This window comes from Hydrogenophaga intermedia, from assembly GCF_000723405.1.
Classification (GTDB): Bacteria; Pseudomonadota; Gammaproteobacteria; order Burkholderiales; family Burkholderiaceae_C; genus Hydrogenophaga; species Hydrogenophaga intermedia.
Genome location: NZ_CCAE010000085.1, coordinates 1 through 13,595, shown reverse-complemented (window position 1 = coordinate 13,595; position 13,595 = coordinate 1). Strand labels below are relative to the sequence as shown.

General features: G+C 71.6%; 11 protein-coding genes. 7 read left to right on the top strand and 4 right to left on the bottom strand.

The genetic code is table 11. The features are described 5' to 3' along the window. On the bottom strand, nt 1–770 hold a 770-nt coding region (locus BN948_RS24520), incomplete at its 3' end, for a phosphonate ABC transporter ATP-binding protein (RefSeq protein ID WP_035624515.1). A 72-nt stretch (nt 771–842) separates the two neighbouring features. After that, entirely contained in the window at nt 843–2,063 is a 1,221-nt protein-coding gene (gene senA / locus BN948_RS24515; RefSeq protein WP_009516225.1) for a selenoneine synthase SenA, read from the bottom strand. Between senA and senB the strand changes: the two genes are divergently transcribed. Then, nucleotides 2,053–3,078, top strand: coding sequence for a selenoneine biosynthesis selenosugar synthase SenB (senB, locus tag BN948_RS24510; RefSeq protein ID WP_050980587.1), 1,026 nt, complete (start codon nt 2,053–2,055; stop codon nt 3,076–3,078). The genes senA and senB overlap by 11 nt on opposite strands. Continuing rightward, nucleotides 3,075–4,151, top strand: coding sequence for a selenide, water dikinase SelD (gene selD, locus BN948_RS24505; RefSeq protein WP_009516227.1), 1,077 nt, complete (start codon nt 3,075–3,077; stop codon nt 4,149–4,151). The genes senB and selD overlap by 4 nt, the downstream gene beginning before the upstream one ends. Nucleotides 4,152–4,169: 18 nt before the next feature. Here selD and BN948_RS24500 read toward each other — a convergent pair whose 3' ends face one another. Beyond that, entirely contained in the window at nt 4,170–4,487 is a 318-nt protein-coding gene (locus tag BN948_RS24500; RefSeq protein WP_009516228.1) for a hypothetical protein, read from the bottom strand. Between the two features lie 68 nt (nt 4,488–4,555). On the opposite strand from BN948_RS24500, the gene def reads away from it, so the two are divergent. The 5 genes from def (at nt 4,556) to BN948_RS24475 (ending at nt 11,971) form a co-directional block, all read left to right on the top strand. Continuing rightward, nucleotides 4,556–5,095 (top strand): peptide deformylase, encoded by a 540-nt coding sequence (gene def / locus BN948_RS24495; RefSeq protein WP_009516229.1) that lies wholly within the window; start codon nt 4,556–4,558, stop codon nt 5,093–5,095. A gap of 127 nt (nt 5,096–5,222) precedes the next feature. Continuing rightward, nucleotides 5,223–6,680: an efflux transporter outer membrane subunit gene (locus BN948_RS24490; RefSeq protein WP_081922056.1), complete on the top strand. Its 1,458-nt coding sequence runs from the start codon at nt 5,223–5,225 to the stop codon at nt 6,678–6,680. Beyond that, on the top strand, nt 6,677–7,834 hold the full coding sequence (locus BN948_RS24485; protein WP_009516256.1) for an efflux RND transporter periplasmic adaptor subunit: 1,158 nt from the start codon (nt 6,677–6,679) through the stop codon (nt 7,832–7,834). The genes BN948_RS24490 and BN948_RS24485 overlap by 4 nt, the downstream gene beginning before the upstream one ends. 16 nt (nt 7,835–7,850) lie before the next feature. Beyond that, a complete protein-coding gene (locus tag BN948_RS24480; protein WP_009516255.1) occupies nt 7,851–11,036 on the top strand; it encodes an efflux RND transporter permease subunit in 3,186 nt (1,061 codons plus the stop codon). A gap of 35 nt (nt 11,037–11,071) precedes the next feature. Continuing rightward, on the top strand, nt 11,072–11,971 hold the full coding sequence (locus BN948_RS24475) for a LysR family transcriptional regulator (RefSeq protein WP_009516254.1): 900 nt from the start codon (nt 11,072–11,074) through the stop codon (nt 11,969–11,971). Here the strand turns inward: BN948_RS24475 and BN948_RS24470 are convergent. Then, nucleotides 11,931–13,256 (bottom strand): D-amino acid dehydrogenase, encoded by a 1,326-nt coding sequence (locus BN948_RS24470; protein ID WP_009516253.1) that lies wholly within the window; start codon nt 13,254–13,256, stop codon nt 11,931–11,933. The genes BN948_RS24475 and BN948_RS24470 overlap by 41 nt on opposite strands. Between the last annotated feature and the right edge of the window lie 339 nt (nt 13,257–13,595).

Below are 13,595 nucleotides of genomic sequence, written 5' to 3'. Positions count from 1 at the left end.
CTGCCCTGCAGTTCGTGTTCGAACTGGTCGTACAGCGTGGCAAGGCGTTCGCTGCTGACCTCGGCGGCCGGCAGGTCGAAGGCGAGCTGGCCGTCGCGCAGGCCGACGATGCGCGGGAAATGCGCCAGCGCCACGTCGACCTGGTGCAGCGTGGCCACCAGCGTGGCGCGGTGCTCGCGCGCGCCGCCGATGAGGGTGTGGATGGCCTGGCGCGCGCGCGTCGGGTCCAGGGCCGAGAGCGGCTCGTCCACCAGCCAGGCGGGGGCGGGGGCGAGCAGGGCGCGCGCCAGGCCCACGCGCTGGCGCTCGCCGCCGGAGAGGCGGTCCACGCGCTCGAAGAGCTTGTCGCCGAGGTCGAAGCGCTCGAGCGCGGCGAAGGCGGCGGGAATGTCGGACGGGCGCAGCAGCGAACGCAGGCTGGCCCACAGGCCCATGGACGGCAGCCGTGCCGCGAGCACGGCGGTGACCACGCGCTGGCGCGGCGGCAGCGGCGGCACCTGCGGTGCCAGCAGCAAGCGGGCGCGCAGGCGCTGCAGGTCGGCGCGCGGCAGCGACCACGGCGACGCGCCGTCCAGTTGCACCTGGCCCGCGCTGGGCGGCATGGCGCAGGCCATGAGCTGCAGCAGCGTGGTCTTGCCGGCGCCCGAGGGACCGATGACGGCCACGTGCTCCCCCGCGGCCACGCGCAGGCTCAGGCCTTGCAGGGCGGGTGCCTGCGCCGCGCGTGCGGCGGCGTGGCGTGCGCTGACGTGTTCGAGGGCGATCTCCAAAACGGCGGGCTCCGGTGCGTGAACGAAGGCCGCATTAGAAACCGGATGGCGCGGCCGTCCTGCGCGCCAGGGTCATCGGGGCAGCGCCACGCTGCGAAACCCGGCCAGGATGTCGCAGCGGTCGGCGGTGAAGAAGTTGCGGTACCGGGGGTGGCGCATCTGCGGCGCCGTGGCCCAGCTCGCCCCCTTGAGCACGGGGCGGCCGTCGAACCAGGGTTGCGAGTAGTCGCGGTAGGGGTGTGGCTCGAAGCCGGGGGAGGGCGCGAAGGGGCTGGCGGTCCATTCCCACACCTGGCCCCAGTGGAAGCCCGGCGCGTGGTGGGCGGCGTGTTCCCATTCGGCCTCGGTGGGCAGGCGCCGGGCGGCCCAGGCGCACCAGGCCAGGGCTTCGGTGGCGCTCAGGTGGCAGGCGGGGGCCGACAGGTCCAGCGCGTGCCACTGGCCGGCGGCGCGCTGCCACCAGCGGCCGTTGTCGTGTTTCAGGTAGCGCGGCACGGGCACGGCGCGTGCGTCGACGGCGGGCAGGTAGCGCGCCCAGCTCACGGCCTGCGCGTCGATGTCGAAGGGCGCGAGTTCGACGGTCTGGCTGCCCAGTTCGTTGTCGAAGGCGAAGCCGGGGCCCTGCCAGCCCAGGGTCCACACGCAGGCGTCCAAAGACAAGGTGCTGTCGTTCGCGGCCGGCGGTGGTGGCGCCGATTCGCCCGCGTCGATGTCGAGCGCCTGCGCCATGTAGCACCAGGCCTCGTCGTGCATGTCTTCGTGGAACAGCGCCAGGCGAAAGGCGTAGAGGCCGTCGTCGGTGTCGGGCGCGCGCGCCAGCAGGGCGAGGGTCTCGTCCAGGCTGGCCTGCAGGTCGGCGCGCGTGGCTGCCAGGTCGGGCAACGGCAACGACCAGCGCGCGTCGTGCGGCACGCCGCTGCTGTCGTACAGCGCGTCGGCGTCGAGGCCGCGCGCGGCCTGGCGGGCGGGGGCCAGCGTTGCGGTGGGGTCGGCGCGCGCGCCGCGTTCGCGCTGATGCGCGGGCTGGCGCGCGACCCAGCGGTCGGTGAACCAGGCGATGTGGCCGAGCTCCCACAGCGGCGGGTTGAGTTCGGGCGACTGTGGCACCGCCAGCGCGGGGCCCAGCGCGGCTTCGAAGGCCTGGGCCAGGCGCAGCGTGCGCGTGCGCGTGCGGCGCAGCAATTGCGCCAGCGTGTCCCGCCCGGCGCGGCGGGCCTGCTCGGCCGCCGCGCCGGGCGGGGTGGCGGGTGGGGTGTCGGGCTCCGACACAATGAGCCGCTCGATGGCCTCCATTCGCAAACCCCTGTTGTGCATCGTCACGCCGGCACTGGCCGACGCCAACAACGGCAATTGGCAGACCACCCAACGCTGGGCGCGCCTGCTGGCGGGCCATTATCGGGTGGCGATCGCGCGCCAATGGCCCGATGCCAGCCTGCATGAGACGCCCGTGGCCCTGATCGCGCTGCACGCGCGGCGCTCGGCCGGCTCCATCGCGGCCTGGGCCGAGGCGCATCCGCAGGCGCCGCTGGTGGTGGTGCTCACCGGCACCGACCTGTACCGCGACATTCACCACGACGCCGCGGCGCGGCGCTCGATCGAATGCGCGCACCGGCTTGTGGTGCTGCAGGAGCGCGGGCCGCTGGCGCTGCCGGCGCACCTGCGCGCGCGCTGCCGCGTGGTGTTCCAGTCCAGCCCCTCACGCGTGGCCTTGCCCAAGCCCAGGGGCTTTCTGCGCGCGCTGGTGGTGGGCCACCTGCGCGACGAGAAATCGCCCGAGACCGTGTTCGAGGCCGCGCGCCTCCTCGGGTCACAGGAGGGCATCCGCATCGACCACATCGGCGAGGCGATCGACCCCGCGCTGGGCGAAGCCGCGCGCGCCACCGCGCAGGCCTGTCCGCACTACCGATGGCTCGGCCCGCTGTCGCACGCCGAGGTGCTGCGTCGCCTGCAGCGCGCGCACCTGCTGGTGCAGGCCAGCCGCATCGAAGGTGGCGCGCACGCCGTGCTGGAGGCGGTGCGCGTTGGCACACCGGTGCTGGCCTCGCGCATCGACGGCAACCTGGGCATGCTCGGCGAGGCGTACGAGGGCTACTTCCCCGTGGGCGACGCCGCCGCGCTGGCGGCGCTGCTGCGCGACTGCCGTGAGGGCATGGCCCGCGACGATGGCAGGCTCGCGCGCCTGGCCGCACAATGCGCCGGTCGCGCGCCGCTGTTCGCCCCCGAGGCCGAACGCCAGGCGCTGCTGGACCTGCTCAACGACTGCCTGCGCCCCAGCGGCACAGGCCCCCGAACCGGAGACCTCCCGTGAACGCCCCCACCCCCAACGCCGCCACCCAGCCCCGCCTCACCAGCCTGTCGCACGGCGGCGGCTGCGGCTGCAAGATCGCGCCCGGTGTGCTCAGCGACATCCTCAAGGGCAGCACCGGTCTGCCCCTGCCGAAGGAACTGCTGGTCGGCATCGAGACCGCCGACGACGCGGCCGTCTACCAGCTCAACGACGAGCAGGCGCTGATCGCCACCACCGATTTCTTCATGCCCATCGTGGACGACCCGTACGAATTCGGGCGCATCGCGGCCACCAACGCCATCAGCGATGTCTACGCGATGGGCGGCACGCCCATCATGGCGCTGGCCCTGGTGGGCATGCCCATCAGCGTGCTCAGCACCGACACGATCGGCCGCATCCTGCAGGGCGGGCAGGACGTGTGCCGCGCGGCCGGCATCCCCATCGCGGGCGGCCACACCATCGACTCGGTCGAGCCCATCTACGGCCTGGTGGCCCTGGGCCTGGTGCACCCCAAGCGCGTGAAGCGCAACGCCGATGCCCAGGCCGGCGACCGCCTGGTGCTGGGCAAGCCGCTGGGCGTGGGCGTGCTGTCGGCCGCGCTCAAGAAGGAACAGCTCGACGCGGCGGGCTACGCCGCCATGATCGACATCACCACGCGCCTGAACACGCCTGGCCCCGATCTCGCGAAGCTCGATGGCGTGCATGCGCTGACCGACATCACCGGCTTCGGCCTGGCGGGCCATGCGATGGAGATGGCACGTGGTGCGGACAAGGCGGTGCACCTGGACTGGGGCCGCGTGCCGCTGATCCCGGGCGTGCGTGAACTGGCGGCGGCCGGCCTGGTGACGGGCGCGTCGGGCCGCAACTGGGCCGCCTACGGGCACGAGGTGCGCCTGGGTGCGGGCCTGGCGGCCACCGAGCAGGCCTTGCTGAGCGACCCGCAGACCAGCGGCGGCCTGCTGGTGGCCTGCGACGCGGCGAGCGTGGACGAGGTGCTGGCCACGTTCCGCCGCCACGGCTTCGCGCAGGCGGCCGACATCGGCGAGGTGCGCGAGTTCGCTGGCGACGGCGTGCGCCTGCAGGTGAACGCCTGAGGGCGTTCCAGGCCCGATCTAGGGCTTGAACCGGTAGTGGTCCCGGTTGAGCACCGCCGCGATGGCGGTGACCTCTTCGGGAAACAGTTGCAGGTTCAGCCGCGTGCTGCAGTTTTCCACCATGCCGCGCAACAGGCCGGCGTTGTTGATGCGGCCCGCGGGGCGGTAGATGGCGCTGCCGTCGCCGCCCACCTGCCGGGTGTGGCATTGGGCGCACTGGTGTTCGGCCAGCAGCTTTTCGCCGAGCGCGAGGTCGGCGTCCTTGAAGATGGCGGCGCCCTGGCCGTGCGCGAGCGCAGGCAGGGTGAAGGCCAATGCAAGCAGGTGGTGTCTCATGGGATTCGTCGTGGGAGCGGTCATCGGCGAAACTTCCCCCATCGCGCCCCTGCCGTCAAGCCTCATTCATGACCGTCCACGCCATCCTCAAAATGGGTGATCCGCGCCTGCTGCGCCACGCCCAGCCCGTCACCGCCTTTGATACGCCCGAGCTGCACCGCCTGGTGGCCGACCTGAAGGACACCATGGCCCACGCCAACGGCGCGGGCTTGGCCGCGCCGCAGATCGGCGTGGACCTGCAGGTGGTGATCTTCGGCAGCGGCGCGCCCACCCCGCGCTACCCCGACGCGCCCGTGGTGCCGCGCACGACGCTGATCAACCCCGCCATCACGCCGCTGGGCGATGAGGAGGAAGAGGGCTGGGAGGGCTGCCTGTCGGTGCCCGGCCTGCGGGGTGTGGTGCCGCGCTGGCGGCGCATCCGCTACCAGGGCTTCGACGAGTTCGGCCAGGCGATCGACCGCGAGGCCGAGGGCTTTCACGCCCGCGTGGTGCAGCACGAATGTGACCACCTCTGGGGCACGCTGTACCCCATGCGGGTGCGAGACTTCGCACGCTTCGGGTTCACCGAGGTGCTGTTCCCGGGGCTGGACGCGGCCGAGGACGACTGAGCGTCGACGCGGGCCCCGTTGCAATGGCTGTTACGCCATTGAAATGATTTGAAATGTTCAGGCGTCAAGTTCGACTAGAGTCTCGGCGCTCAGACCACAAACATTCAGGGGAACCCCCTCCTTGACCATGACGCGATTGCTCATGGCACTGGCCGCCAGCGCCCTTGTGGGCGCCTGCAGCGTGAGCCGGCCGCCAACCGACCTGCCCGTTGAATTGCCCGAGCGCTGGATGGCGCCACCGCTGGCCCACCAAGGCAGCACCCAGGCCCTGGATGACTGGTGGGCCCGCTTCGACGACCCGGTGCTCAGCGACTGGATCGCCCGCGCCCAGCGCCACAGCCCCGACATCGCCAGCGCGCGCGCCCAGGTGTTCGCGGCGCGCGCGGCCCTGGCCGGCGCGGAAGCGCAGGGCCGCCCGCAGGTGAATGCCGTGGCCACCGCCAATCGCGGTGTCACCGACGCCACCACCCCACTGGGCACCACGCTCAGCGCAGGTTTCCAGGCCTCTTGGACCGTGGGCCTGTGGGGTGAGAGCGCCGCCCGCGTGGACAGCGCCCAGGCCCGCCAGGATGCGGCGGGCGCCGGCTGGCACGAGGCCCGCGTGCTCGTGGCCTCCGAGGTGGCGCAGCTCTATTTCGGCCAGCGCCTGTGCCGCCAGCAGTTGGCCGTGGCCCTGAACGACCGCGATTCGCGCCGCGTGACGGCCGACAGCAACGACGTGACCGAGCGCGCCGGCCTGAGCGCCCCCGCCGACGCGGCGCTGGCTCGCGCCAGCGCGGCCGAGGGCGTGGCGCGCTGGCGCAGCCAGGAAACGCTGTGCGAGCGCCAGATCAAGTCGATCGCCGCCATCACCGCCCAGCCCGAGGCCGAGGTGCGGCGCCAACTGGGCACCGCGCCCGACCTGAACGCCTGGCTGGCCTCCGGCCGCGTGGAGCAACTGTTGGCCGTGAACGCCGTGCCCGCCGAGGTGCTGCGCCAGCGGCCCGACGTGTACCGCGCCCAGCGCGAACTGGTGGCCGCGAGCGAGGACGTGGGTGTGGCCCACGCCGCGCTGCGCCCCGGCCTTACCTTGCAGGGCAGCGTGCTGCGCAACCGCTTCTCGGGCGGCGGGCTCGACTTCACCGCCAACTCCTGGTCCATCGGCCCCATCACCTTGAGCCTGCCGCTGCTGGGGCGCGGTGCGCTGCACGCCAGCGCCGACAGCGCACAGGCCCGGTACGAAGCCGCCGCCAGCGCCTACGCCGGCACGCTGCGCCAGGCCGTGGCCGAGGTGGAGCAGTCGCTCGTCACGCTCTCGGGCCTGAGCGAGCGCCTGGCCGCCACGGAGACGGCCGTGGCCGGCTACAACCGCTCCTTCGAGGCCACCGAGGCGCGCTACCGCGTGGGCTTCGCCAACCTCAGCCAACTGGAAGAGGCTCGCCGCCTCAAGCTCAACGCCGACAGCAGCGCCGTGGCCCTGCAGCAGGAGCGCCTGGACGCCTGGCTGCAGCTCTACGTTGCCCTCGGGGGCGGCTTCGACCCCGCCGCCGTGCCCGCCACGCTCAGTCCCGACGCCCTGAATCCCAACGCCTCGAACGCCCGATGAACGCCAATCCCAACCCCCGGCGCCGCTGGTTCTGGCCGCTGGCCGCACTCGCCCTTGTCATCCTCGCGCTGGCCGCCTGGCTGCTGCTGCGCCCCGCCGATGAGGCCCCGGCAGCGGGTGCCGGTGCCACCAGCGGCAATGGTGCGAACGGCGCCCCTGCCGAAGGCGAGCAGCCCCGGCCCGCGCTTACCGTCACCGTGACGAAGCCACAACGCGAGTCATTGCCCATCCGCCTGCAGGCAAACGGCAACATCGCCGCCTGGCAAGAGGCCAGCGTGGGCGCCGAGGTCAACGGCCTGCGCCTGTCCACGGTCAACGTGAACGTGGGCGACGCGGTGCGCAAGGGCCAGGTACTGGCCGAGTTCGTGCGCGAGACCACGCAGGCCGACACCTTGCAGGCGCGCGCCAGCCTGATGCAGGCCGAGGCCAGCTACCAGAACGCCAAGGCCGACGCCGACCGCGCGCGCGCCATCGAAAACACCGGCGCGTTGTCGAAATCGCAGGTGGCGCAGTACCTCACGCAAGAGAAGGTTTCGCTGGCGCAGTGGGAAGCCGCCAAGGCCGCGCTCGGCGCCACCGAGGTGCGCCTGGGCAACACCCGCGTGTTGGCACCCGACGACGGCGTCATCTCCGCGCGCGGGGCCACCGTGGGCGCCGTGGTGGCCGCGGGGCAGGAGCTGTTCCGTCTGGTGCGCCAGGGCCGCCTGGAGTGGCGCGGCGAGGTCACGCCCAGCGAGGTCGACCGCATCAAGATCGGCCAGGCCGTGGCCGTGACGGCTGCCACCGGCCGCGAGGTGCAGGGCAAGGTGCGCGCCATCGCGCCCAGCGCCGACCCGCAGACGCGCAACATCCTCGTCTTCGTGGACCTGCCGCGCCACGGCGAACTCAAGGCCAACACCTTCGCCCACGGCGCCTTCGACCTGGGGCAGAGCGACGCGCTCACCGTCTCCAGCCAGTCGGTGGTGGTGCGCGACGGCAGCAACTACGTCTTCGCCATCGACGAGCAGAACCGCGCCAGCCAGCTCAAGGTGCGCACCGGCCGCCGCGTGGGCGAGCGGGTGGAGATCCTCGACGGCTTGAAGGAGGGCGCGTCCGTGGCGGTGCAGGGCGCGGGCTTCCTCAACGAGGGCGACCTTGTGAAGGTCGTGCAGTGAGCGCGAGGGCACAGCCATGAACGTTTCCGCCTGGTCGATACGTAACCCCATTCCGGCGGCGATGCTGTTCGTCATGCTCACGCTGGCGGGCCTGTTCTCCTTCAAGCAGATGAAGGTGCAGAACTTCCCGGACCTGGACCTGCCCACCATCACCGTGGTGGCGGCCCTGCCGGGCGCCTCGCCCAACCAGCTCGAGAACGACGTCGCGCGCATCATCGAGAACAGCCTGGCCTCGCTGCAGGGGTTGAAGCACATCTACACCAAGGTGCAGGACGGCACCGTCTCGCTCACCGTGGAGTTCCGCATCGAGAAGGACACCCAGGAGGCGTTGGACGACGTGCGCTCGGCCGTGGCCAAGGTGCGCAGCGAGCTGCCCACCGACCTGCGCGACCCCATCGTCAACAAGGTGGAACTGGCCGGCGGTGCGGTGCTGGCCTTCACGGTCGCGTCCGACAAGATGGACGCCGAAGCCCTGTCCTGGTTCGTGGACAACGACGTGTCCAAGCTGCTGCTGTCCGTGCCCGGCGTGGGCGCGGTCAACCGCGTGGGCGGCGTGGATCGCGAGGTGCAGGTGCTGCTGGACCCGCTGAAGCTGCAGGCCCTGGGCGCCACCGCCACCGATGTGTCGCGCCAGTTGGCCAAGGTGCAGATCGAGAGCGCCGGCGGCCGCGTGGACCTGGGCGGCAGCCAGCAGCCGCTGCGCACGCTGTCGCAACTGGCCTCGGCCGAGGCGCTGGCGGGCATGCAGGTGGCGCTGAGCGATGGCCGCTACATCCGCCTGGACCAGATCGCCGAAGTGAAGGACACCATCGCCGAGCCCACGGCAGCGGCCTTCCTGGATGGCCAACCCGTGGTGGGCTTCGAGATCGCGCGCAGCCGCGGGGCCGGCGAGATCGAGGTGGGCGACGGCGTGCGCGCCAAGCTGGAGCAATTGCGCGTCCAGCGGCCCGACCTGCACATCACCGAGTCCTTCGACTTCGTCACGCCGGTGAAGGAGGAATTCGACGCCTCCATGACCCTGCTGTACGAAGGCGCCATCCTGGCCGTGCTGGTGGTCTGGCTGTTCCTGCGCGACTTCCGCGCCACCGTGGTGTCGGCGGTGGCGCTGCCGCTGTCGGCCATCCCGGCCTTCATCGGCATGTACTACATGGGCTTCACCATCAACGTGGTCACGCTGCTGGCCATGTCGCTGGTGATCGGCATCCTGGTGGACGACGCCATCGTCGAGGTCGAGAACATCGTGCGCCACATGCGCATGGGCAAGACACCGTACCAGGCCGCCATGGAAGCGGCCGACGAGATCGGCCTCGCGGTGATCGCGACCACCTTCACGCTGATCGCCGTGTTCCTGCCCACGGCCTTCATGGCCGGCATCCCGGGCAAGTTCTTCAAGCAGTTCGGCTGGACGGCGGCGTTGGCGGTGTTCGCCTCGCTGGTGGTGGCGCGCGCGCTCACGCCCATGATGGCGGCCTACCTGCTCAAGCCCTTCGTGCAGAAGGAGATGCCGCGCTGGATGGACACCAACCCGATCACGCGCGGCCTGTGGCGTTGGTCGCAGAACCAGAACGAGCCGGCCTGGCTCGACCGCTACCAGAACTGGGCGCGCTGGTGCATTCGCCACCGCTGGATCACCAGCTTCGGCGCGGGCCTGTTCTTCATCGGCTCGCTGATGCTGATCCCGCTGCTGCCGCAGGGCTTCGTGCCGCCGGACGACAACTCGCAGACCCAGGTGTTCCTGGAACTGCCGCCCGGCGCCACGCTGGAGCAGACCATCGCCACGGCCGAGCGCGCGCGCCTGTTGGTGGCGGCGGTGTCGCACGTGCGATCGGTCTACACCACCATCGGCTCGGGCACGGCCGGTACCGACCCGTTCGCACCCCAGGGCGCGGCCGAGTCGCGCAAGGCCGCGCTCACCATTCAGCTCGATCCGCGCAGCGAGCGCCCGCGCAAGCAGGGCATCGAAAACCAGATCCGTGACGCCATGTCCAACCTGCCCGGCGTGCGCAGCAAGGTGGGCCTGGGCGGCTCGGGCGAGAAATACATCCTCACCCTGACCGGCACCGATGCGCACGCGATGAGCACCGCGGCGCGCGCGGTCGAGCGCGACCTGCGCACCATCCGCGGCGTGGGCAGCATCCAGTCCACCGCCGCGCTGGTGCGCACCGAAATCATCGTCACGCCCGACCTGGCGCGCGCGGCCGAACTCGGCGTCACCAGCTCGGCCATCGCCGAGACTTTGCGCATCGCCACCGTGGGCGACTACGACAACCTGTTGCCCAAGATGAACCTGCCGCAGCGGCAGATCCCCATCGTGGTCAAGCTCGACGTGGGGGCGCGCCACGACCTGGACGTGTTGCGCCGCCTGGCCGTGCCCGGCGCGCGCGGCCCGGTGATGCTGGGGCAGGTGGCCTCGCTGGAGTTCGGTGGCGGCCCGGCCGTGATCGACCGCTACGACCGTTCGCGCAACATCAACTTCGAGGTGGAGCTCGCGGGCATCGCACTGGGCGACATGAAGACGGCGGTGGAGAAGCTGCCCAGCTTGCGCAACCTGCCGCCGGGCGTGTCGGTGCTGGAGATCGGCGACGCGGAGGTACAGGGCGAGCTGTTCGCCAGCTTCGGCCTGGCCATGCTCACCGGCGTGCTGTGCATCTACATCGTGCTGGTGCTGCTGTTCAAGGCCTTCCTGCACCCGATGACCATCCTGGCCGCGCTGCCGCTGTCGCTGGGCGGGGCCTTCGTGGCGCTGCTGATCGCCAACAAGAGCTTCTCCATGCCCTCGCTGATCGGGCTGATCATGCTGATGGGCGTGGCGACGAAGAACTCCATCCTGCTGGTGGAGTACGCCATCGAGGCGCGGCGCCAGCACGGGATGTCGCGCCTGGACGCCATCCTGGACGCCTGCCACAAGCGCGCGCGTCCGATCGTGATGACCACGATCGCCATGGGCGCGGGCATGCTGCCCATCGCCGTGGGCTGGGGCTCGGCCGACAGCAGCTTCCGTTCGCCGATGGCGGTGTCGGTGATCGGCGGGCTGATCACCTCCACCTTCCTGAGCCTGCTGGTGATCCCGGCCGTGTTCACGATCGTGGACGACGTGGCGCTGTGGTTCGCGAAAGTGTTCCACCGGCGAGAGGCGTCGACGCCGCCGGCTGACTCGCCGGGTGCATCGCCACCGGCGGCCACCGGGCCCGCGGCGCCCTGAGGAGCGCGGGCGCGGGCCGAGCACAATAGCGGCCCATGCGCCTGCGTCACATCGAGGTCTTCAACGCCGTCATGCTCACCGGCAGCGTGAGCGCGGCGGCCCGCATGATCAACGTCACCCAGCCAGCCGTGAGCCGCACGCTGCAGCACGCCGAGCTGCAACTCGGCTTCCCGCTGTTCCAGCGCGCCGGGGGCCGCCTGGTGCCCACCACCGAGGCGCAAACCCTGTACCCGCACATCGAGCGCCTGTTCGCCCAGCTCGACGAGGTGCAGCGCCTGGCCACCAGCCTGAAGGCTGGCCGCACCCACGGCGAGCTGCGCGTGCTCACCGTACTGGGCCTGAGCTACGAGGTGCTGCCGCGCGCCATGCGCCTGTTTCGCGAGAAGCACCCCGACGTGCTGGTGCACCACCAGGCGCTGCATTCGGTGCAGATCGTCTCGGCCCTGGCGCTGCAGGAGGCCGATGTGGGCTACGTCTTCAACCCCGGCTCACACCCGGCGCTGGTGCAGGAGCGCCTGGGCGAGCGCCGCGTGATGGTGGTGGCGCCCAAGGGCCTGCTGCCGGCGCGCGTGCTCAAGGCCGGCGGCATCGGCTGGGCGCAGCTCGCGCGGCTGCCGGTGATCGCGCTGGACGGGCAGGACCCGTTGGGCGTGCAGCTGTCGCACGCCATGCGCGACCACGGCGTGGACCTGCGCCCGATCATGACCGTGCAGACCTACCACGTGGCCCTGGCGCTGGCGCAGCACGGCGTGGGCGTGGCGCTGGTGGAAGGCTGCACGGCGACCTCGGCCGACCGCACACGCGTGGATGTGCTGCCGTTCGAGCCGGCCATGCTGACCACCGTGCACATGCTGCGCCCCACCGCGCGGCCGCATTCGGTGGTGGCGCGCGCGTTCACACGCTGCTTTCAGCAAGCCCTGCAGCAGATCGGCTGAGCGCGGTGGCGCCACGGGGCCGATCGGCCACGCCCTGGAGCTGGCGCGACAGGCGCCGCGCGCTGCCGGCGGCCAGCGTGAAGCCCAGGGCGCCATGCCCGGCGTTGAACAGCAGGTTGGCGGGCGCGCCGTCCACGCGGCCGATGATGGGCACGCCCGTGGGCGTGGCGGGGCGCAGGCCGGCCCAGGGGCGGGCCTCGGTGCCGGCGCAGGCCAGGGGGAAAACCTCGCGCGCGGCGCGGCGCAACTGCTCCACGCGCCGGGATTCGATGCGCGTGTCGTGGCCCGCGAGTTCGGCCAGGCCGGCCACGCGCAGGCGTTGGCCCAGGCGCGCGAACACCACCTTGCGTTGCGCGTCGGTGACGCTCACGCTCGGCGCCAGGCCATCGCTGGCCGGCACGTCCAGCGTGAGGCTGTAACCCTTGAGCGGGTACACCGGCACGTGGGCGCCCGCTTGGCGCGCGAAGGCGGCCACGCCAGTGCCCAGAGCGGCCACGAAATGCTCCGCTTCGATCCAGTCCCCACCGGCCTGCACGGCCAGCAGGCGATCGCCCTCACGCCGCAGCGCGCCCAACGGCGCGCCGAGCACGAAGCGCACGCCGCGCGCCTGCAGTGCGCCGTGCAGGGCGTCGCACAGCCGGGCGCAGTCGGCCGCGCATTCACCGGGCGTGTGGATGCCGCCCACGTAGCGCGCGGCGCTGCCTGCCAGCGCGGGTTCGATGCGCAGGCACTCGGCGAGCGACAGCGCGTGCTGCTCGGCACCGCCGAGGGCGCGCTGCAGGTCGAGCTGGCGGCGTGCGGCCGCGAACGACGCGTCGCTGCCGTACATCACCAGCTTGCCGCTGGCGGTGAAGTCGCAGTCGGCGCGTGTGTCGGCCAGCAGGTGCTGCAGCGCCTCGCGGCTTTCCTCGGCCAGCGCGAGCAGGGTGGCGGTGCTCCGCGCCGACACGTCGGCGCGGCAGGCGGCCAGGAAGCGCAGGCCCCAGGCCCACTGCGCCGGGTCCAGCCGCAGCCGCAGCGAGAAGGGCGATTCGCGGGACAGCAGCAGCTTGGGCAGTTGCGCCCAGATCGACGGGTCGGCCAGCGGCTGCACGTAGGCGTAGCTGAGCTGCGCGCCGTTGCCGAAGCTGGCGCCCTGACCGGGGGCCTGGCGGTCGATCACGGTGACCTCGAAACCGTCGCGCTGCAATTGCCAGGCGGTGGCCAGGCCGACGATGCCGGCGCCCATCACGGCCACGCGGCGCGCGCCGGGTGGGCGCAAAGAAAGGGCAGGGGGGGTGTGCATGATGGCCCGCACTGTAGGCAGGCGCGCACGCCCTGTGAAATGCAGACCGGGGCATCGCCCATGACCGTAACTCATGGGTGGAGCGGTCGGGCATAACCTGAAGGCATGGCCCGGGCCGATAAAAGCATGTGGACAGGCGTGGGCGCTTGCCTAGACTGGCGCATTCCCCCACCCCTACCCCTGTCTCTTATACACAACTCCGAGCCCACGAGACTCCTGAGCATCTCGTATGCCGTCTTCTGCTTGAAAAAAAAAAACATTACGCACGCGGAGGCTGACTTTTCGCGTGACCTCGTCCTCCGGTTGCTAGTTAACCAATATCGCCACGCCCCCCAGATT